The 20,249-nt window shown below is 45.5% G+C and carries 18 protein-coding genes; 7 read left to right on the top strand and 11 right to left on the bottom strand.

Going from position 1 to position 20,249, the window contains the following annotated elements; all coding sequences use genetic code 11:
• Nucleotides 1-162 precede the first annotated feature (162 nt).
• From CPIN_RS12090 to CPIN_RS12080, 3 genes are all read left to right on the top strand, one after another.
• Nucleotides 163-546 carry a VOC family protein gene (locus tag CPIN_RS12090; protein ID WP_012790085.1) on the top strand — a complete coding sequence of 128 codons (384 nt, stop codon included), beginning with the start codon at nucleotides 163-165 and terminating at the stop codon, nucleotides 544-546.
• 133 nt (nucleotides 547-679) lie between these two features.
• On the top strand, nucleotides 680-1,954 hold the full coding sequence (bioA, locus tag CPIN_RS12085; RefSeq protein ID WP_044218460.1) for an adenosylmethionine--8-amino-7-oxononanoate transaminase: 1,275 nt from the start codon (nucleotides 680-682) through the stop codon (nucleotides 1,952-1,954).
• 158 nt (nucleotides 1,955-2,112) lie between these two features.
• Nucleotides 2,113-2,640, top strand: coding sequence for a hypothetical protein (locus CPIN_RS12080; RefSeq protein WP_012790083.1), 528 nt, complete (start codon nucleotides 2,113-2,115; stop codon nucleotides 2,638-2,640).
• A gap of 196 nt (nucleotides 2,641-2,836) precedes the next feature.
• On the opposite strand, the gene CPIN_RS12075 is transcribed toward CPIN_RS12080, so the two are convergent.
• Both CPIN_RS12075 and CPIN_RS12070 read right to left on the bottom strand, forming a co-directional pair.
• A complete protein-coding gene (locus CPIN_RS12075) occupies nucleotides 2,837-3,634 on the bottom strand; it encodes a phosphatase PAP2 family protein (protein WP_012790082.1) in 798 nt (265 codons plus the stop codon).
• 134 nt (nucleotides 3,635-3,768) lie between these two features.
• Entirely contained in the window at nucleotides 3,769-4,371 is a 603-nt protein-coding gene (locus tag CPIN_RS12070) for an HD domain-containing protein (RefSeq protein ID WP_012790081.1), read from the bottom strand.
• A 317-nt stretch (nucleotides 4,372-4,688) separates the two neighbouring features.
• On the opposite strand from CPIN_RS12070, the gene CPIN_RS12065 reads away from it, so the two are divergent.
• Nucleotides 4,689-5,666 (top strand): EndoS/ChiA family endoglycosidase, encoded by a 978-nt coding sequence (locus CPIN_RS12065; protein WP_187294756.1) that lies wholly within the window; start codon nucleotides 4,689-4,691, stop codon nucleotides 5,664-5,666.
• 45 nt (nucleotides 5,667-5,711) lie between these two features.
• On the opposite strand, the gene CPIN_RS12060 is transcribed toward CPIN_RS12065, so the two are convergent.
• A complete protein-coding gene (locus tag CPIN_RS12060) occupies nucleotides 5,712-6,314 on the bottom strand; it encodes a hypothetical protein (RefSeq protein ID WP_012790079.1) in 603 nt (200 codons plus the stop codon).
• A gap of 84 nt (nucleotides 6,315-6,398) precedes the next feature.
• Here CPIN_RS12060 and CPIN_RS12055 point away from each other — a divergent pair, with 84 nt between their 5' ends.
• Nucleotides 6,399-8,306, top strand: a complete 1,908-nt coding sequence (locus CPIN_RS12055; protein ID WP_012790078.1) for an AAA domain-containing protein — start codon at nucleotides 6,399-6,401, stop codon at nucleotides 8,304-8,306.
• Between the two features lie 56 nt (nucleotides 8,307-8,362).
• Nucleotides 8,363-9,958 carry a hypothetical protein gene (locus tag CPIN_RS12050; protein ID WP_012790077.1) on the top strand — a complete coding sequence of 532 codons (1,596 nt, stop codon included), beginning with the start codon at nucleotides 8,363-8,365 and terminating at the stop codon, nucleotides 9,956-9,958.
• A 411-nt stretch (nucleotides 9,959-10,369) separates the two neighbouring features.
• On the opposite strand, the gene CPIN_RS12045 is transcribed toward CPIN_RS12050, so the two are convergent.
• Nucleotides 10,370-11,062: a sulfite oxidase-like oxidoreductase gene (locus CPIN_RS12045; RefSeq protein WP_012790076.1), complete on the bottom strand. Its 693-nt coding sequence runs from the start codon at nucleotides 11,060-11,062 to the stop codon at nucleotides 10,370-10,372.
• 338 nt (nucleotides 11,063-11,400) lie between these two features.
• Here CPIN_RS12045 and CPIN_RS12040 point away from each other — a divergent pair, with 338 nt between their 5' ends.
• The gene (locus CPIN_RS12040; protein WP_012790074.1) at nucleotides 11,401-12,615 is read left to right on the top strand and encodes a tetratricopeptide repeat protein; all 1,215 of its coding nucleotides are present in this window, start codon (nucleotides 11,401-11,403) and stop codon (nucleotides 12,613-12,615) included.
• Here CPIN_RS12040 and CPIN_RS12035 read toward each other — a convergent pair.
• Genes CPIN_RS12035 through CPIN_RS12005 form a run of 7 tightly spaced genes read right to left on the bottom strand, consistent with a single transcriptional unit; the run spans nucleotide 12,605 to nucleotide 20,245 of the window.
• Nucleotides 12,605-13,501, bottom strand: a complete 897-nt coding sequence (locus CPIN_RS12035) for a phosphatase PAP2 family protein (RefSeq protein WP_245552106.1) — start codon at nucleotides 13,499-13,501, stop codon at nucleotides 12,605-12,607. The genes CPIN_RS12040 and CPIN_RS12035 overlap by 11 nt on opposite strands.
• Before the next feature lie 60 nt (nucleotides 13,502-13,561).
• Complete coding sequence (locus tag CPIN_RS12030) at nucleotides 13,562-14,182, bottom strand: sterol desaturase family protein (protein WP_012790072.1); 621 nt, start codon at nucleotides 14,180-14,182, stop codon at nucleotides 13,562-13,564.
• Nucleotides 14,183-14,203: 21 nt separating this feature from the next.
• On the bottom strand, nucleotides 14,204-15,481 hold the full coding sequence (locus CPIN_RS12025) for a DUF4833 domain-containing protein (protein WP_012790071.1): 1,278 nt from the start codon (nucleotides 15,479-15,481) through the stop codon (nucleotides 14,204-14,206).
• Between the two features lie 22 nt (nucleotides 15,482-15,503).
• Nucleotides 15,504-18,050, bottom strand: a complete 2,547-nt coding sequence (locus CPIN_RS12020) for a DUF5686 and carboxypeptidase-like regulatory domain-containing protein (protein ID WP_012790070.1) — start codon at nucleotides 18,048-18,050, stop codon at nucleotides 15,504-15,506.
• Between the two features lie 10 nt (nucleotides 18,051-18,060).
• Nucleotides 18,061-18,462 (bottom strand): GtrA family protein, encoded by a 402-nt coding sequence (locus CPIN_RS12015; RefSeq protein WP_012790069.1) that lies wholly within the window; start codon nucleotides 18,460-18,462, stop codon nucleotides 18,061-18,063.
• Complete coding sequence (locus CPIN_RS12010) at nucleotides 18,459-18,923, bottom strand: phosphatidylglycerophosphatase A family protein (protein ID WP_012790068.1); 465 nt, start codon at nucleotides 18,921-18,923, stop codon at nucleotides 18,459-18,461. Before CPIN_RS12010 ends, CPIN_RS12015 begins: the two co-directional genes overlap by 4 nt.
• A complete protein-coding gene (locus CPIN_RS12005) occupies nucleotides 18,920-20,245 on the bottom strand; it encodes an inositol-3-phosphate synthase (RefSeq protein ID WP_012790067.1) in 1,326 nt (441 codons plus the stop codon). The genes CPIN_RS12010 and CPIN_RS12005 overlap by 4 nt, the downstream gene beginning before the upstream one ends.
• Nucleotides 20,246-20,249 lie beyond the last annotated feature (4 nt).

The following is a 20,249-nucleotide window of genomic DNA, read 5'->3' as shown; positions in this document are numbered from 1 at the left end:
AAAATGTTGTTTGGTGTTATCTATAGCCAGGTTCATAGATAAGGGACGCAAATATACAATTTTTCACACACTTATAAGATAATTACAATTTGTTCATATTAAACAGGAGCCGATCCGGCCCGCTTATTGATGCCGTTTCAGTATCACCAAAAACCTCACATTATGTTCAGGCATACGAAAGCATTCAGCGGATTTTCCGTCAATGATATCGCGAAAGCAAGGAGTTTTTATGCAGATACACTCGGCCTCGATGTAGAAGACCTCATGGAGGGGATGTTGCAGCTGAACATCAATGGCGGCGGACATATCATCGTCTATGAGAAGCCGAATCACTCTGCGGCCAGCTTTACGATCCTCAATTTCCCGGTGAAGGATATAGATGAAGCGGTAGACGGCCTGACGGCAAGAGGCATCCGTTTCCTCCAATATGGAGAGCCCATCAAGACAGATGAAAAGGGTATCTGCCGGCAGGGCTGGCCCTTGATAGCCTGGTTTGAAGACCCGGCAGGGAATATCTTATCGGTGCTTCAACCCGAAGAAAGTTAGTGCTGATGCTCTATATTTGCGGCAAATTATACACATAAAAAATTAGGAATTAGGAATTAAGAATTAGGAATTGATGCCAATTACGGCCATCCTTCATTCTTAATTCCTAATTCCTAATTGTTAATTAAAAATGATGTCAGCACCGAAATCTACACACGCCCTCTGGTATCCTTATACACAGATGAGACAGATCAGCGAATTGCCCAGAATGGTAGCAGGAGAAGGCGTGATCATGCACCTGGAAGACGGCCGTTCACTGATAGATGGAATTTCTTCCTGGTGGGCAGTCATTCATGGTTATAATCATCCCGTACTCAATACCGCACTCCTTCAGCAGGCCAATAAATTTGCCCATGTCATGCTGGGTGGTATGACACATCATCCTGCCCTTGATCTCGCTGAAAAGCTGGTTAGTATTACGCCTGAAGGACTGAATCATGTGTTCTTTTCTGATAGTGGTTCCATTGGTGTGGAAGTAGCATTGAAGATGTGTATTCAGTACTGGCGGAACCTGGGATATAATGGTAAAAGTAAGATCATCTCGTTGAGAAACGGTTATCATGGCGATACTTTCAAGGCAATGGAAGTCAGTGATGATTCAGACTTTACCAGGGCTTTTGCAGATGTATTGAACCGGGGTTTTATACTTGATATTCCTACGGGTGGATTTGATGCAGATGCAGCTACAGTACGACAGGCGGCAGATCAGCTGGAAGCTTTGTTGATACGCGGGCATGGAAATATTGCCGCTTTCATTGTTGAACCTCTTGTACAATGTGCAGGTGGCTTTCATATTTATTCTCCTTTATATCTTAAACTAGCCAGAGAACTGTGTACGAAATACAATGTGTTGCTGGTATTTGATGAAGTAGCCACTGGCTTTGGGCGTACAGGGAAATTGTTTGCAGCAGATCATGCAGGTATCACACCAGATCTGATGATCCTGGGAAAAGCATTGACTGCCGGTTATATGGGTCATGCCGCCACACTGGCCACTACTGCTGTCTTTGATAGTTTTCTGGGAGATAACTATGAAAAGGCACTTATGCATGGTCCTACTTTTATGGCCAATCCGCTTGCCTGTGCAGTCGCCCTGCAAAGCATCGATATCATACAGTCTGAAAACTACCTGGAGAAAATCGCCCATATACAAGACATTATCCGGGAACAGTTTGACAGCATCAATGCACCAGCTGTTATACATAAACGCACGATCGGCGCCATTGGTGCGCTGGAGATGAAAGATGCACAGTGTCTGGCAGGTTTCAAGGAGTTTGCGCAAAAGAAAGGTGCCTGGTTACGTCCTATAGGCAATGTACTTTACCTGATGCCTCCATATATCATCAGTGATGAACAGCTGTTGACAGTATTGCACACCATGAAAGAATGGATAGCACAGATAAAATAAGCCTATCCCCAAACCCGGGGATATGGCCGGCTCCTCTGATATCTGGCATTATTGTTGCCGTTTTGTGAGCCATGCTGCCTACAATGAGAACTACTGTACGTTCGAAATGTAACCATACTTTTTAAACCTGAACTTCTTAAACGACAAGACAAAAAACCATGAAAAGATTAATCTTCTGTTGCGCTATTGCTGTTGCATTATTTTCTGCATGTAGTAAAGACAAAGACGGCTCTGACCAGGTGCCGGAAAACACATTCAGCCTTAACAGCGGCAATCCTATTGAAACTCCCTACGGCTTCCGTATCCAGTGGAGTACAGAAGAAGGCGGCAGAATGCTGATATCAAATGCGAATGTGAATAACCTTTCTTTCTCCGGTAAAGTAACCGGTATACAGGTGGAGATAGATACATTTGTCAATGGACAGACCTATATGTACATGCCGAGAGAGTCTGCTTCATTTGACAAAAAGAAAAACTTCAGCATTGCAACAACAGGGCTGGACGCTGATTTCAGCAACGGTAATATCGTAAATGGTACCGGAACGCAATTATCTGAGCTTCGCTCCGGCAGTATAAAGATCGAAAAAGACCCTTCTGAAACCTATCGTATAAGTTATGTGCTGGATTACACAGAAGCTGTGATACAGGGGAACTTCAGGGGACTGATGCCAGTCGTGAATAACTAAAAATATAAAGGGAATTACATCATGTAATTCCCTTTTTTTATACAATAGGATGCGCATACTGTTCAGGTGTTTTACACAAGCCCGATAATTTCGATTTAGATTTAGACATCATCCGTATTGACGGGACGAAGGTCTGTAGAAAGAAGCGGGTAGCATATCCCCGAATGTGGGGATACCGGTAACAGTATATAAATATTTATTTGAACATATGCACCAAGGATAATCCCACAGCGCCATCGTGGTAAGTCGGCGTAACAACGGTAGCCCCGTTATCTTTTGTACCGGTAAAGATCCGTTTCATCTTAGGATAGAGAAAATAAGCCAGATCTGTTGACAGAATACCTACACCAGCACCTGCCACTACATCTCCAAACCAGTGCCTGTTATTGTACATACGCATATAACCCGTTGTAACTGCCATCGCATAACCGGCAACACCGTACCATACGGATTTGTCCTGGTATTCTCTTCTCATGAATTCTGCTGCGGCAAAAGCAGTAGCGGTATGTCCGGAAGGAAATGACATCTGATTGGAGCCATCAGGTCTCCACTCATGGGTGAAGTGTTTTGTCGTCATTACGGTAGCTCCCAGGATGGCATTGGAGATACCATAGATCATCGTACGATCGATAAAATTATTCTTTCCCTTTATCCCCACCAGGTTCAGGCCATATACCATCACCGCAGGTCCGTATTGCAGATAATTATCAAAATGTAAGGGTTTGTGGCGGCTTTCCAGGAAGATCTCATTATTCATATGCGTATTCAGCTTCTTCAGATCACCCAGTTTCAGAGAAGCAGCGCCGTAAGCAATAAAAGTAACCGGAATAGCAATTAAACGACCATCAAGATGTTTGGAAGGTGGTTGCACGTAACCATACACGGAATCAGTTTCGGATAGCTCTAATGTTGTCAGTGAAGATTGCTGTGCGGTTGAGTACTGAGCACAAAAGACAATAGCAGGCAGCAAAAAGCTGAACACTTTTTTAAGCATAATCTTAACAGTTGTAGGTGCGTAAATTTTTTGTGGATGTTATCAGTGGCTGGTATAGGACACGTTCATAACATGCTGATTAGTCATAGGTAAAATTAAAAGACAATTCTGTAGACAATCCAAAGAAACGGTCTTCAGACAGATCTGTTTTCTAATTTTTTTTCAATATATAAAATATTATTAAATTTTCCACTATCTAATTTTTTTTGACAGTAGGTAGTAAAGAAATGATGGGACTTCAATAACCCCAAAGCTCCTTCGTACCAGTCAGGAAATTGCCTGCATAGTCTTAGTTGAAATTCTTCTCTCACCAGGTCGTCCGTTATTTTAAATTCGGACGTTCCGAAGTGATAAGTATCTGCATCACAAATAATTGACTCGGGAAGTGTTTGCGGATGAGAAGGGAAGCGCGTTACCATGATGCAACGGGAGATCTCGTCTATGAGTGTATCACTGATCTGCTGCGTTTCCATAAAGGTGCGCATCAGGTTGACGCTGGCTGCCTCATGTACGGCCATTTCCGCTACCAGGTGACCGGTATCATGAAACCATGCGGCTGCTTTTATGATAAATAAAGTCTGTTCGTCCAGCTGGTAATAAGTGGCGATCTCTGTTGCGTGCGCTACCACCTTCTGCGTATGGGATAAATTATGGTATAGCAGGGAGGAAGGCGTCAGCCGTTCATAAAGATCAACTACATATTTCTCCGTTATCTGTGCTGTTAGTATCAAATCCATATCACATCATAAATAAATTGAAGTTTCCGGACCAGTATGAACAAATATCGGGGCCAAATCTGAAAAAAATCTGTCACCACTCCTAAAATAGCTATTTCTTAAAACAAGTCCGCCAATTATACGAATATGTGTTTTCATGCGTTTATTATAGCTGTCAGCGATTGCCTCATACCCACTTTCCCGTCATCATATTTATCATTATACCTGCTCCTGGTGACCGGGGCTGCCTGTCTATGTCGACATCTACTGATAAACTACACCCATTTTTATAACGTTTTAAACGACCGGTTACACACATGAAACCCAAATTTTACTTTATGTTAAGGTACGCTGTCTTGTTTGCCTGCATCGGAGCCGTGCTGACTTTATCCAATTCCTGTAAAAAAGACAATAACCCTGACCAGCCGGGTAACGGCGGTGGTACAGATACTACCCATGAGGAAGATCGTTCTCCGTTTTTCGGTATTACCCTCACCAAACGTCCTGCAATGGTAGAATACTGGGGAGGCTGTTGTTACGACAGGTCATCTGTTGGTCCCCTGGACGCAGTACCTGATGGCGTAGACGTAGTGAATATCTTTACGCTGGGTATCGGCAGAACAGCCGCAGGTGGATGGGAATTTGAACACAGAGGCGTATCCGGTCAGAACGAATGGAGCGATGTATTGACCAAAGCATATGCCCTGCAAAAACGTGGTATCAGGGTAGTAGCTACCTCCTTTGCCGGTTCACTGGTCAAGCTGTCGGCTGCAGCAGCTGACTCTATGGCAAAAGTAGTCAGGGACTCTCTCGATAAATGGAAACTGGACGGTGTAGACCTGGATCTGGAATACAGCAGTGGCCGGACCGCCAACATCGACAGTGGCGTCATTGCCCTGAGTAAGGTAGCAGGTCCTGCATCCGGTACGGGCAGAATCCTGTCAGTAGTGGACTATAACAACTACAACACTGCGCAGATCAAACGTTCCAGACAATACCTGGATTATGTACAGACCATGTCTTACTGGAATAGCGCCAATCAGATCAGAAGCATTGTAAAATCATATACAGATGCCATCGGTAATCAGCAGAATGTACTGGTCGGGGTGGGCGCAGGCTGTGCCATCACAGCTGGTCAGCAAACACCTGCGGGAGAAGAACTGAAGATTGCAGATACCCTGCGAACCTCCTTCCGGGGAGCTGGTATGATGGAGTTTATCTTCGGATGCAGCTATCATAACAAGGATCAGAACGGGAACATTACGAAGGATGTGAGTTATACGACCAATATTCTGGCACGTCTTAAAAAGCCATAAAAGACGAAGGCCGGATCAATGGATATCCGGTCTTTGCTTTTTGTTTTATGTCAGCTCAGGCAATGTTTGTCCGTCTTGCGGATAGTACCCATTTTCAAGAAAGAAACAGTATTTCCTAAGGTCATCCTTCGCAGTTGTTTGCAGATAATGAATATAATTATCCAACATTTTGCCATTTATGTTTTTCATGCCCTCGTCCTTACTCAGCCAATCCAGCAGGGACGGAACTGTCAGCCACCAGGATCTGCAACGTTCATACGTCCAGCGCTGATTTCCATCTGCAGAATAGCCGTCCCTTACTTCTACATAACCCGCGTCAATCAGGCATAGGAGTTCGAAATAGCTGGCTGGTTGTCTGAAAACAAATTCCTGGTAATTTTCATCGAACAGCACATTATCCATCGCATAAATGCCTGTACCACAGGTGTCCGTTTCTCCCGTATAAAAAGGACCAGGGAAGTTATACACAGACAAGTCTCCCCAATTGTCGCTGTTCATCAGGGTGACTCCCGCGGGCGTCAGCGACAGCATATACTGATGAAACTGCGGACTATAGAAAAAAGCATTAAAATCAGCACCAAACCGCGCTTCCAACAGGCTTGCCTCCCTCAGCTGCTCGTCAATATAACTTTGTTCACGAAACGACATCTATTAATAGTTTGTTATAACAAAATACAAATTCCCCCTATACCTCTTCCCCCGGCAAAAATATTATTGCTGTACCTTCGCACCATGGATTATTTCAAAAAGCTGCTTGAATTACTGAAGACAGAGCGGGAAGAAGACAGAAAAGCATACCTGGAAATGACAGCATCTACGTCTGTAGCCGAGCGCAGGGCGAATGGACTCAGCTGGTACCCTATTGCCATCAGAGGTTCAGAAATGAGCCGGGGCGATTATCTCACGGTAGAAGTAGAGCGCACCACGCACCAGGATATCAATCACCAGCTCCGTTTTGGCGTATCAGCAGTACTTTTTTCGAATCATGATCCAAAAACCGACCGGGTAGAAGGTACGATTTCCTACCAGGGAGGTAATAAGCTGAAGATCACCCTGCGTACCGATGAACTGCCCGAATGGGCTAACAACGGCAAACTGGGTATCGACCTCCTCTTTGACGACAACAGCTATGACGAGATGCAGAATGCACTCAAACAGGCTGATACCCTTGCCGAAAAAGGAGAAAACGACCATCTTATCAGGGTGCTGACGGGTGAAAAGTCACCCGGTTTTCACGACAATCTCCCTCCTGTTATTATTCCCAGACTCAATGCCTCTCAGCAACATGCGGTGAATCGTATACTTGCTGCGAATGATCTCGCGATTGTACATGGCCCTCCGGGTACCGGAAAGACCACCACACTGGTGCAGGCTATCAAAGCACTGATCAAACAGGATAATAAACAGATACTTGTCGTAGCGCCCAGTAACACCGCTGTGGACCTGCTGAGTGAAAAACTATCTGAAGAAGGACTTAATGTACTCAGGGTAGGTAACCCTGCCCGTGTTTCTGAACGTTTATCTTCCCTGACACTGGATAGCCGCATGACGGAACATGCCAGTATGAAGGAGATCAAACGTCTGAAAAAACAGGCCAATGAGTTCAGGGACATGGCCCACAAGTACAAACGCAACTTCGGTAAAGCAGAACGTGAACAGCGCAAAGCCCTGTTTGACGAAGCCCGTAATATCATGAAATCGGTAGAGAACACCGAACAGTATATCATGGACGATCTGATGGCAAAAGCACAGATCATTACGGCTACGCTGGTCGGCGCCAATCACTATACCGTACGTAAACTGAAATACCATACCATCGTTATCGATGAAGCAGGACAGGCACTGGAACCGGCCTGCTGGATACCGATATTGAAAGCGCAGAAGGTGATACTGGCCGGCGACCATTGTCAGCTGTCACCTACTGTCAAGTCGGACGAAGCAGCCAGGAAAGGTTTAAGTACGACCCTGCTGGAAAAATGTATTGCCCTGCATCCTGAGTCAGTGGTATTGCTGGAAGAACAATACCGTATGCATGAGATGATCATGGGATATTCGTCTGCTGTTTTCTATGCCGATAAACTGAAAGCACATGCTTCTGTGGCAGCGCATACATTGTTCCCCGATGATATGCCATTGTCATTTGTAGATACGGCAGGTTGCGGCTTTGACGAAAAAACAGAAGGCACCAGTACGACCAATCCGGAAGAAGCAGCCTTCCTGTTCAAACACCTGCGGCAATTTGTTACAGGACTACACACACATTATCAGCCGCAGCAATTCCCCAGCATTGCTATCATATCCCCTTATAAACAACAGATCCATATTCTGAAAGAACAACTGCTGTCTGTACCTGAATTGCAGGCTTACGGAGACAGAATATCTGTAAATACGATCGACAGCTTCCAGGGCCAGGAAAGAGATATTGTCTACATCAGCATGACCAGGAGCAATAACGACAATAAAATCGGCTTCCTCTCTGACATCAGACGTATGAATGTGGCCATGACAAGGGCCCGAAAGAAGCTGGTAATCATAGGTGACAGCGCTACTTTGTCCCAATTGCCCTTCTATGCGGGGTTTATCGCCTATGCAGAGCAGCAGAACGCCTACCAGAGCGCATGGGAATTTATGGACAACTAATGGGGATATTTGATACCTTAGTGCCGGAAAATCCTAACAACTGAACAACTGAACCTATGAAAGCAACTATCCTATCGTGTCTGCTTGCCTTATTACAGGCAGTTGCATTCGCGCAATTTAAAACTGTAGCTGAAACACCCTTATTTAAGGAACCTGAGTCCGGATTTGCTAAACTCCTGCAACTAAAGAATGGAAATACAGTGGTCGTCCATCTGACCAACAGGAATGGTATCAATCTGACTTTTTACGATCCCCAGCACAAACTTGCGGTCAACAAACATCATGATCCTATTTTTCAAAGGCTGAGAGGTGCGCGCGTAAACGCCATTTTCGAAGCAGACGGCGCTATCGTTATGCTGATCAGCGAAGTAGAGGAAAGAACCCCACTGCTGTACAGACTCGTATTCGATGGTGTTACCGGTAATCTGCAAAGAGAGGAGAAGATCGCGGAAGCCGAGAAGTTTCAGTTCATGGACGTACGCTGGATACCGGAATTTGACCCGGTGAACTCCTTTGCAGTGAGCAAGGACCCCGGTAGCGACAACTACGCTGTATTCATCCGCAGAAACAGAAATGAATTTGCCGATAAAAACCAGATGGAAGTGGTGATGTACAATGGTCAGCACCAGGAAATCAGCAGGGCATTCTATCAGCCCCCGTACAAATACACGTCCCTGAACTACCTGGATATGGCGGTATTAGGTGAAGACCGTGTATGTATCCTGGGCTTCGCTTACAACCAGATTGCTGCCAGCGACAGGGAAGGACAACTGGTACTGCTCTCCCTGACCAAAGGCGCCCGTAAAATGACAGCAGAACTGCTGGACTTACCTGATAACCGTATTGCTGACAGTGCGATCGTCCGCTTCAACCCTGTCACTAAGAAACTAATGCTGCTGGGCACCTCGCATATTGAAGATGCCAACCCTCAGCCCTATAGTGGATTCTTAGCGATTATAGACCCTTTTAAGCCCAAAACAGAGCAATTCCTGGACATCTATCCAGCTGAGGCAGACACGCAGAAAAAGAAGCTCTTTGGCCCTAAACAAAGCTATACGGGTACACCACAGGACCTGGTGTTGCATACAGATGGCAGTTATTCGATCATTTACGAAGAGCTGAACCCTGAAAAACACGAACCGATCAATGGACAGGCATATACCTACTATAACCTGGACAATATGGCGATCAGCTCTTTTGATGCCGGTCACAAACTGACATCCAGCAGCTTTATTCCTAAAAAACAATACCTGAAAAATACCGCTTATACCAGCTTTTACCTGGCGCATCGCGGACTGTCGGCACAACAGTTCATCATGGGAGATCAGTATCGTTCCTTCTCCTATCTGAACATAAAAGACAGGATGTATATACTCATAAACGATGCAGAACAGAATGCAGGTATCACTACCGACGATGTCGTACAACTGAAGGTGCCTTCCAACGGCCAGGCTTACATTTATACCGCCGGTACAACAATGCCTGAACGTGCACCGTTTTTCGGTAAACTGAAAAAGGGTGAAACACACGCTTTATCTGTGTTCAATATTGCTGATTATAACAGTGAACGTAATGTATTTGTGACATTGAAACTAGAGGTAACAGGCAAACAGAAAGGTGCAAAACTCGTCTGGCTCGCACCGGAAGAATAAAAAGAAAGGCTAAAGTAGGAATACTCCAGCCATTGCTAAACCTACAACTGTTTACACTGTTCATGTAACATATCTTGACTGCCAAAGTTGTCACGGCAGGGGGTATCTGAATGATGTATACAAAGCTCAAAATATTTGTCCGCAATGAAAATGACCAAACCCGGTCATTTCTATCCCCGGTTTGAGTGAGCCGGCTGTTTTGCCGCCTGACCAGAGATGCATTCAAACGAGAGCACAAAACTACACACTGTTAAGTGCGCAGAATTATACATAACAAAGCATTTCTGATAAAAATCAAACATTTATCTGCCTACGGGTACGGGAAATAAAAAAAGAGGGTGTATCAAAGTATGATACACCCTCTTTTATGTGGGTAAGCTGTCTGAGACAGTTCGTTATTACAGCGATTTATCAGCTATAGCGGTCATTCCTCCAGGGATAGGCGGTATCCGAATAGCCTCTTTCCTCCCAGAAACCCAGTTTGTTCTCCGTCAGGAATTCTATCCTGCGGATCCATTTGGAGCCTTTCCAGGCATATAACTGGGGCGTGATCATTCTCACAGGACCACCATGCTCAACCGGCAAAGGAGCGCCTTCTACGGTATGTACCAGCAGTACGTCAGGCTTCAGGGCTTCCTCCAGAGAGATATTGGTGGTATAATCATCGTAACCGTAACAGAGTATATGTGTAGCGTTTTCCTTTGGCTGCGCCAATGCCGCCAGGTCCAGCAAACGCACTCCTTTCCAGTTCATATCCAGTTTAGACCAGGTGGTTACACAATGAAAATCGGAAGTATCTTCCGTCTGTGGCAGGGCCATGAAATCATCCCAGCTCAGTTCTACCGGGTGTTCCACTGCACCGTCTATCACCAGCTTCCATTCATCCAGCGGAATTTCGGGTTCTATTCCCAGGTCGAGCACCGGCCATTTACGGGTAAGTACCTGACCTACCGGTACCACCGGCATACCATGGCGATTAGGCCGGCCGCTGCCCATAGGTTTGTTATCTGCCATAGACGGCGTCTGGCTCATTTTTCCCTCAAAGCGCGCTTTGAGTTTCATCCGGGCTTCAACGACCCTTTTCAGCTTGTCTGATTCTTCCATGTATTGAAGGTAGGGATTATTACAAAACCGGTAGATATGAATATCAAAGATGCAGAGAATGGAGGGTGAAAGGAAATTTTGAGGAAAAAATCCCCGGGGAGCATACGCGTTTTTCAGCCATAAACGGAGGTCTGATTTAATTACGGGGAGATAACCCTTTCAGTTACAATTCAGTTGCAGTGAAAACAAGTAAACTTGTCTGACGGTGGAGCAGTTTTTGTGATAATCCTTACTGGCAGGCCCGCGGGCTGTACTACCAGCGCATTGAATAATGATGTCTGGCAGCTGGTAGATACCCATAAAAAACATAAATTTGATATTGTACTCAACCATTGCTGATGCTATTAACTTCCTCCTATGAACTAAAGACAGCATTTGCCTATGCCAGGAGTTTCAGCCTGGAGAGGAAGCTTTATTACATTGATAGCCAGATGATATTGCTGGGTATCCTGGACTCTTACGCCAGCGATGTAGCCATCGAGGCTGCCGACAGGGAAAAGATGCTCCAGTGGTTACACGCACTGGACTGGGAACAGCGGCCCGGTGCCCCTATTCCTACAGGCAACAAGCCCAAGGTGCCTATCATGACGGAAGCAGAAAGGATGCTGGAAAATGCCACCTGGTTCCAGAAAAAACTAGGGGATGAACAACTCCATCCACAGCACATTATCCTTTCAATACTCACCATAGAAAATCGTTGTCAGTACAAATTCAAGTCCCTGGGTATTGTCTTTGAAACCTACCTGGAGCAGCTGCTTTCACTACGAAAAATGAAAACGGAGGTGCCTTTCCGCAGTCCGCGGATCAAGACTTCCTACATCAGTTTTTTCCATCCTTTTTTACAATTGTTTTATGGTCCGCAGCAGAAGAAAAATGCGGTGGAAAGATACTTCAGCGAAGCGCAGTCATTGCTGCAATACAATGATATTCATAAGTGCCGTACTTTATGTCACCTGGTATTACAGATGCAGCCTGACCATGTCAATGCATTGTGGTTATCCGGCGTGACCTGGAGAGTGGAACGTAACTTTCAGAAGGCGCTGCCCTTCTATGACAAAGTACATCATAAACATCCACAGCATACCGGCGTACTGGCCGAAGTAGCGCATTGCCACAGTGAGATGGGCAATCATGAATGGGCGATGAAACTGTATGCACATGCATTGTCGCTTAATCCGGGATCTTCCGAATTATTGAACAGTCTGGGGTTTGAATGTATTCACCTGGAATTGTATGTGGAAGCGATCTCTTATTTCGATCAGGCAATCGCGTATGATGAAGAATGTGCCTATGCGTATAACAACAAAGGTTATGTGCTGATGCACCTGGGATTTCCGGTAGCAGCCAGAGAACTGATACTCAAATCATTGCAGATCAATAAAGGAAATGCTTATGCTTACAGGAATCTGGCTTTATTATCCCTGAAGGAACAGGATGTGGAGACGGCCAGGGAGATGCTCCAGAAGGCGCAACGCTTTCACTTCAAACGCAATTACGGAAATGAAGTGGAAGAGTTATTACGCCGTCTGGATACTCAAAAAGCTACTTCGTGATCACGGAATAGAACTTCGCGATCCGCTCGTTATAAGCCACACTTTTCATCAATACAAGTCTGTATAAGGTAATACCGGCACTTGCACAGGTAATGCCTGCCATTACATCCAGCACATAGTGGTGACTGGTATAAACGGCTGCAAACCAGATACCCAGGGCGATAATCCCGAAGATGGTCGTAAAGAAGATATGTGTCGTCTTTCTTGCATAAAAGAATACGATCAGCGGATAGGCTGAATGCAGTGATGGCATCGCGGCAAATACATTTGATCCTTTCGCATAAAGCGAACCGAAGAGATTCACATGCAAAGCGTCGTCGAATCTTAGCAGTCCGGCGGCATTACTCAGTGTATTAGCGATGAAATCGAAGCCATGTACCTGTACATACCAGGGTGGAGCAGCAGGATACGTGTAATACACAATATACCCGATCCAGTTCACCAATATGAATGTCAGGGCGAAATGTATAAACTGAAGTCTGTCTTTGTAAAACAGGTAAGCAGCGAATGCCAGCGGTACCGGCACCCAGCAGAGGTAAAAAGAACCGGTCAGCACATCCAGCCATACCTGGGTGTTGTGTAACCAGTATTCATTCGGCGTTACTCTCACGCCATCCAGCATAATACCAAACCAGGCCTTTTCTGTCTCATAAATGTCCTGTATATGCACGGGTCCCGTTAAATAGTTCGGGAATGCCTTCATATAGTCAAACACGATCCAGTAGAAAATAAAAATCGAGAATCCTAATATAAACCGGCGGGTAGGCCGGGATGCATAATAACAACCATTAAAAATAGCTATCAACCAGAGCTGATCGGTCTTAAATCCAAGCAACCAGGCGGAAAGCAGCAGATAGGCAATGCTGACCGCGGTAACGATCAGCATATATCGCCTATCTAAAAATGCAGTTGTAGGCCTGGCAGGAACAGGTGCGTCCATCTTATCTCACTTTTGAAAATCTGACCTGAAGATCTTGTCCCAGAAGGATGAGCTTACGCCATATCCCCTGGTAGCATCGGCATAATGATGCATCATGTGGTGTTTCTTTAACTTCTTCCAGAACCTGGCTTTGAAATTGAAATGATGCAGGGCATAGTGGGAGATATCGTAGAAAAGATATCCGGCTATAAAGCCTGCAAAGAAACCATAGAAATATACTTCAGGTATAAAACTCTTGAACAGAAAAAAGAAGCCTGTCGCCAGTGGAATGCTCACAGAAGGAGGCAATACCAGGCGCAGTGCATCGTTTGGATAATCATGGTGTACACCATGGAAAATGAAGTGCAGTCTTCTGCCCCATTTAGAGGATGGCTCGAAATGGAATACAAAGCGGTGCATCACATACTCCACAAATGACCATACGAACAGACCCGCTGCTACGCACAGGGCCCAGAGGATTACACCGGATTGCTCTACAAACAGGGCTGTCCAGCAGCACCAGGCGATAACGGGGATGTATAAAAACAGCGGAACGCTGAAATGAACTTTTGATAGCTTCTCAAAAAGGCTACTCTTAAACATCTGAGTAGACTCATGAGAGTTGGAAACGTAATGTCTATTACTCATCGTTGCGAATTTAACAATCAACTAGGGCTTGAATTGCTGCTTGATTTCTCTGCCTGTGGCTGGATCTATTCCTTTCATTTCTATGTATACGACATTTGGTCGCCAGAAGGAACCTCCTTCAATGTGAAGATATATTCTGTTCAGCTGAGCCATTACACTACCGATCTGGGTGTATATATGGTATTGACCTTCAGCAGATTTCATCAGGTATAACTTCTTTGTGTCATAGGCTACAGAACGCAATTCATACTTGTCTTTAGAAACTTGTTTTACCTTCAGACCGTATGCAAATTTACGTTGTATATAGTTTAATCCCTTCTTTTCACTATTCTCTGTATATCTGATCCAGTAAATATTTACGGGCTCATCTTCATCGAGTGTACCGTCTTTCTGAATGTTCAGGTCATACACGATGGTATTCGCATTAGGCGTACGCTGCATATAAAACAGCATGGTCGGGATACCTGTCGGTACAGGAAAGCTGGGTTCTTTCACCACTTGTCCGGCTGGCTTTGCCATTGCCATAACGGGTAGTACCATGATCAGCAGGGCGATCACCGGTGTGGTGGTAGCGCTTCTGATAACACGGGTCACCTGATCCTGCTTATCGATCGCTTTCTTCGCATCGAGGATACGACCTACTGCAGTGATATTGGTCATAATGGCCATAATAAACAGCGGGAAAGTGAAGATCGAAATCGTCTCAAATACATGGAAAGGAATGCCCGGAATGAACAGTTTATAGTCGCCTCCGATAAAGTGAGAAGTCACCCCACAGGCGATCGCTGAAAGGGATATGATCACAATTCTTTCAGGACGCTGCATTAATCCGCCTTTACACTCGATACCCAGTCCTTCTGCACGCGCTCTGGTATAGCTCACCATCATGGAGCCGATCAGGGCGATGAAAGCGAATATGGAGCTCAGGAAGTAGTGGTGACCGATCAGGTAATAACAGATACCCAGGAACAGCACCATTTCACTGTAACGGTCCAGTACGGAGTCAAATAAAGCGCCGAAACGCGACCCCATGTTTCCCAAACGGGCTACCTGGCCATCCAGCATATCAAATAATCCGGCAAAAAGGATCAGACCGCCGGCCCATCCTACATATGACAAGTCGCCTCTGTTACCTTCCTCTACGCCTGTCACAAAAATTACAACAACACCTATATTCAGCAGGAAACCAATGAGGGTGACAGCATTTGGCGTCAGCCCCATTTTAATCAGCCCTTTTACGAAAGGGTTGATCACTACGTAAATTGCTTGCTGTAGTTTATCTCTGAATCGTTTTTTCATGGCTTACGATTGAAAACATCAATTAAAAATCAAATCTGACCCTTCCTCTGATACCCCAGTTGGAAATAAGAGGGTTGTCCAGATAAGTAAACCTTTTTACCAGGTCAAGCCTGAGTAATTTGAATATATTAGAAACACCAACACTACCTTCTACATATGGCTCCCTACCTAAAGTATAGGTAATCGGCGTTCCATCTGCATAATTGGAGAACTGGATCTTTGACGGATCCTGACGTGGGTCATTTTCTTTGCTCAATCCACCATAAAGTACTTTTATGGTTGCTACTTCACGCCACTTCAGTTTCTTCAGCAAAGGTATCTTATTGAAAATAAATCCGTTAAAGTTATGGTCAATATTTATCCCTGCATAGCGGTCACTCACAAACTCCAGGAAGTTCATCAGGTTATACGATTGTAACTGATAAGCATATGACTGGTTCGCTCTGTGAATGGTCAGCAAAGGATATGGTACCTTACCGAAGATCATGCCACCTTCTGCAACGACCTCACTGTAACCCAGCTGTCCCAGGAATACCATCTTATAAATATTCAGGGAAAGATTCTGGTAATTGTAGCCGCTGTTGAACAGGCCCTTAACTCCTGCGATCGCTCTGAATGTAAAAATAGGATATTTGTTGGGGATGGGTATTCTGAAGTTCTTACCCTGGTAGAACTCCTCGTGCGGCGCCCAGCGCAGTTCGAGTGACAGTTCTGCTGTGGTGATCTTCTTTACGCTGTCTGACTGGGTAAGCCCTTTATAATAAGACAGGGTACCTGCCGGCGTCTGTCCCCAGTGTTTGAATCCAAGCTGGAAGGATGAGTGGTTGTCAAATTCGTGGAGGTAAAACAACCTGTAAATGTCGTTGTACAGCCATTTATCGTTATTACCACGTTTGAAGGACAACAGGAAGTTATCTTCCTGTACGAACTGCAGTTCCTGACCCGGAATCTTGGTATCGTGCTGGTAACTTGCCTTGAGGGCGCGTACCGGCCAGTCGTAAATAGACTTATGGTTGAAGGCATAAGAACCTCCGAAGTAATATTTCCACTTTTCATCCTTGAAACCGTAGGCGGTGTAGCCCTCCAGGTAGAGACTCTTATTGAATTTAGGCGTCGTTCTACCACCCAGTCTCAGACGAAAACCTTCTACCGGGTTGAAGTTATAGAAGGTATTTACCGGACCTATTTCAAATTTGGGCCCTGCGCTCTTCCATCCTGCCAGCAGGAAGGTGGCGATATCCAGGGTCCGTTTGAAGGATTTCATGTTCTGCAGACTATCAATATTCTGATATACCTTGGATTCTGCGGTCGTCAGACTATCATGCCTGTTCGCGATCCAGAAGCTATCCGGTTTCTGCACCTGGTCTTCATTCTGCACGACGGCTGTTCCTGCATAGAAGCCATCCGGCATCGGCTTATTGATTACCATGTTTTTGATGGAAACGGTACGTTCCCCATAGAGGCCGCTGCTTCCCTTAAACAGACCGAAATCCGCCATCAGGGTATTTTTATTCATGAAATAACGCCCGTCCGGAGTCTTCTCAAAGTCCATATACAGGTGGAAATCACGGATAAAGTTCAGGTTGATCTCTTTATTCGCCGTCATATCCGCTTTCTGGATGGCGTAGTTGCCATCGAGCGTGATATACAGTTTACCTTCCAGTAACCTGTCCGTTTTATTACGCGGATAGAATTCCAGTACGATCAGTTTGGAGCTGTCTGCCGTCACGATCGTATCAGCGATATAATATCTGTAAAAGGTGGGACCTGCGTTGGCGATCGGGCTGAGGAACTGGTTGGTGAACAGCATCATGTTGTTATCATAGATATCCACATCCTGGTAGATGTGGTTCAGATAAGCACTCAGACCACGGTTGTCAATATAATTCTCAAAGCTGACTTTCTTATCAGCAGTGATGATTGTTTTCTTTTTCTCTGGATCCTTCCGGAAATAGACATCTGCGAGTTTTTCTTCCAGGTACATGGGCAGCAGCGAGCGGCCGGCCATTTTGGTCGTATCCTGGTTTTCGAACACAAATTTGTATTTGCGGGTAAAGCGGCTGTTCTGTATCTTTTCGGAGAGATTACTCAATGCAAATTCCAGCTTTTCGTACTGGTTATAATTCGCATAGTCGTAGTGTTCCATTCTGTTCTTTGATTTATTATCAATGACCAGTCGGATCAACTCTACAGCCGGATTGTCTTTGTTTCTGTATCGCTCTTTCTTACGCTTCACGACAAACTCGGTGAGCTGTTTAGCTCCGTTGTCGAGTATCATGTTCCGTACCTGCTCCTGTCCTTTTTGTATGCGTATTGTCACCGCTTTATACCCCATGAGGGAAAAGCGCACACTATCTTTTGGGCTATCAAACTGTAATTCGTACCGGCCTGCGGCATCTGTTGAGATACCGAAGGATGTACCAGGCACAAAAACGCTTACAAATGGCAAAGGGGAGCCCGATTTATCGGTAACAAGCCCCTTAACTGTCGTTGTTTGTGCAAATACTGAACTAAAGCCGAGCGTAAGCAATAACAAAAGACCTAAACTAATATTTTTACTACCATTCATCTATCTAACATCATTTAAAAACGAATCGCTTCTGCATTATATAACTGTAAGTAAAACCAACCAGCAACGAAACCGACAACTTTACGATGGATAATCTAAGCGCTGTTTCTTTATTCGAAACATCGTGCCATCCTGTAAAGTGCAGTACCAACCACACGCCTGCTGTATTTAACAGCATGTTTCCCACCCAGGTGATACCATAGCGCAATGCCTGCCCTCCTATTGCTCCTTTTTCCCTGTTAAAGACCCATTGCCTGTTGATCATAAAGTTGGCTATACCGCCAGACAGGGCGCCGATCACATTAACACCGGCTGACCATTCTCCGGCCAGCGCGGAAAGCAGGACTACTATGGTAAAGTCCACACCTGTTGCTATTAATGAGGAGGCCTGCGCCTTTAAAAATTTAATCATCCTCCAAAAAGGTTACTGTGATAGGCAATCTGCAGTAACAAGTTTGTATATATCCCTGCTACCACGTCGTCCATCATTACCCCCAGACCACCGTTCAGTTGTTCGGTGCGGCGGATGCCTAATGGCTTAACGATATCAAAGAATCTGAATAATACCAGTCCGGCCAGCACATACCAGTAATTTACCGGTAAAAACAGCAGACTGACACACATACCGGCCACTTCATCTATCACTACTTTCTTATCATCCTTACCCCAGTAAGGCTCTACTTCATTACCGGACCAGATACCGAGCACGGTGATGGCTACGGTGAATACTAATGGCCAAAGGCCTGCAAATGCACTACCAGCCAGTGCAAGGTACCAGCAGAGCGCTGCCACAGCCGCTGCGACTGTGCCCCCGCCTTTGCCGATGTAGCCTATACCCAGGCTGGTAGCGAATATTTTGTGAATTCGGATCATTCTTCGTTTAAAATACCTTCATAATAATCCAGACCCAGGTGCGTGATCAGATCTTCACCCATCAGGTAACGCAGTGTATTCTGCAGTTTGATGAGCTGTTTGAAGATGTCATGCTCAGGCCGCAGACCTGGAGCTGTTTGCGGAGACTTCAGATAGAAAGACAGCCATTCCTGGATACCGCTCATACCTGCGCGTTTAGCGAAGTCGATGAACAGTGCGAGGTCCAGAACGATTGGCGCAGCCAGGATGGAGTCACGGCAGAGGAAGTTGATCTTGATCTGCATTTTGTAGCCCATCCAGCCGATGATGTCAATGTTATCCCAGCTCTCTTTATTATCCTTGCGTGGAGGATAATAGTTGATCCTGATCTTGTGGTACATATCACCATACAGTTCAGGATTTTCTTCCGGCAGCAGGATGTCTTCCAGTACGCCCAGCTTGGAAACTTCTTTGGTTTTGAAGTTATCCGGATCGTCCAGTACCCATCCGTCACGGTTACCCAGGATGTTGGTGGAGAACCAGCCTTCCATACCCAGTGCACGTGCAGTCAGACCTGGAGCCAGGATGGTCTTCATCAGGGTCTGTCCGGTTTTGAAATCTTTACCTGCGATCGGAGTTTTTGTCTTTTTAGACAGTTCGATCAGGGCAGGGATGTCGCAGGTCAGGTTAGGAGCACCGTTTGCGAAAGGAACACCTAATGTTAACGCTGCATAAGCATAGATCATGCTCGGCGCGATACGCAGGTCGTTATCTTTCAGACCCTGTTCGAAAGCCGCGAGGGACATATGTACGTCTGCCGCTTCGTGATAGATCTCGGTAGAACCGCACCATACCATTACAACACGGTCGCAGCCTTTTTCTTTCTGGAAATTCTTAATATCTTCTATTACGGCCTGTGCCAGCTCGTAACGGGTTTTGTTATCTTTAACGTGTGTACCGTCAAGATTTTTAACAAAGTTTTTATCGAAAGCGGCCTTCATTGGAACAATGGCTTCCAGTTCAGGTTTGATCGCTTCCAGCTGGAATCTGTCCAGCACTTCAGCTTTTACAGCTGCTGTGTATACGTTGTCTTCGTATACATCCCAACCACCAAATACCAGATCATTCAGACTTGCTAAAGACACAAAGTCTTTGATCAGCGGGTTCCTGTTGTCAGTTCTTTTACCCAGTCGGATATGTCCCATCTGAGCGACGGAACCGATGGGCTGTGCTAATCCCTTCTTAACTGCCTCTACCCCGGCGATGAATGTTGTGGCCACCGCGCCAAGGCCTGGCATCAAAACACCCAGCTTACCTTTTGCTTCTTTAATTTGATGTTTCATAAAA

Source organism: Chitinophaga pinensis DSM 2588, assembly GCF_000024005.1.
In the GTDB taxonomy this organism is placed as follows: Bacteria; Bacteroidota; Bacteroidia; order Chitinophagales; family Chitinophagaceae; genus Chitinophaga; species Chitinophaga pinensis.
Note: the sequence above shows the minus strand (reverse complement) of the source record. Positions and strands in the feature narration are given on the sequence as shown.

Coding starts and splice junctions, on each gene's coding strand:
- CPIN_RS12090 (WP_012790085.1), top strand. CDS start 163: ATGTTCAGGCATACGAAAGCATTCAGCGGATTTTCCGTCAATGATATC.
- CPIN_RS12015 (WP_012790069.1), bottom strand. CDS start 18,462: ATGATTAAATTTTTAAAGGCGCAGGCCTCCTCATTAATAGCAACAGGT.
- CPIN_RS12055 (WP_012790078.1), top strand. CDS start 6,399: ATGGATTATTTCAAAAAGCTGCTTGAATTACTGAAGACAGAGCGGGAA.
- CPIN_RS12040 (WP_012790074.1), top strand. CDS start 11,401: ATGCTATTAACTTCCTCCTATGAACTAAAGACAGCATTTGCCTATGCC.
- CPIN_RS12020 (WP_012790070.1), bottom strand. CDS start 18,050: ATGAATGGTAGTAAAAATATTAGTTTAGGTCTTTTGTTATTGCTTACG.
- CPIN_RS12070 (WP_012790081.1), bottom strand. CDS start 4,371: ATGGATTTGATACTAACAGCACAGATAACGGAGAAATATGTAGTTGAT.
- CPIN_RS12035 (WP_245552106.1), bottom strand. CDS start 13,501: ATGCTGATCGTTACCGCGGTCAGCATTGCCTATCTGCTGCTTTCCGCC.
- CPIN_RS12075 (WP_012790082.1), bottom strand. CDS start 3,634: ATGCTTAAAAAAGTGTTCAGCTTTTTGCTGCCTGCTATTGTCTTTTGT.
- bioA (WP_044218460.1), top strand. CDS start 680: ATGTCAGCACCGAAATCTACACACGCCCTCTGGTATCCTTATACACAG.
- CPIN_RS12045 (WP_012790076.1), bottom strand. CDS start 11,062: ATGGAAGAATCAGACAAGCTGAAAAGGGTCGTTGAAGCCCGGATGAAA.
- CPIN_RS12005 (WP_012790067.1), bottom strand. CDS start 20,245: ATGAAACATCAAATTAAAGAAGCAAAAGGTAAGCTGGGTGTTTTGATG.
- CPIN_RS12065 (WP_187294756.1), top strand. CDS start 4,689: ATGTTAAGGTACGCTGTCTTGTTTGCCTGCATCGGAGCCGTGCTGACT.
- CPIN_RS12010 (WP_012790068.1), bottom strand. CDS start 18,923: ATGATCCGAATTCACAAAATATTCGCTACCAGCCTGGGTATAGGCTAC.
- CPIN_RS12030 (WP_012790072.1), bottom strand. CDS start 14,182: ATGAGTAATAGACATTACGTTTCCAACTCTCATGAGTCTACTCAGATG.
- CPIN_RS12050 (WP_012790077.1), top strand. CDS start 8,363: ATGAAAGCAACTATCCTATCGTGTCTGCTTGCCTTATTACAGGCAGTT.
- CPIN_RS12060 (WP_012790079.1), bottom strand. CDS start 6,314: ATGTCGTTTCGTGAACAAAGTTATATTGACGAGCAGCTGAGGGAGGCA.
- CPIN_RS12025 (WP_012790071.1), bottom strand. CDS start 15,481: ATGAAAAAACGATTCAGAGATAAACTACAGCAAGCAATTTACGTAGTG.
- CPIN_RS12080 (WP_012790083.1), top strand. CDS start 2,113: ATGAAAAGATTAATCTTCTGTTGCGCTATTGCTGTTGCATTATTTTCT.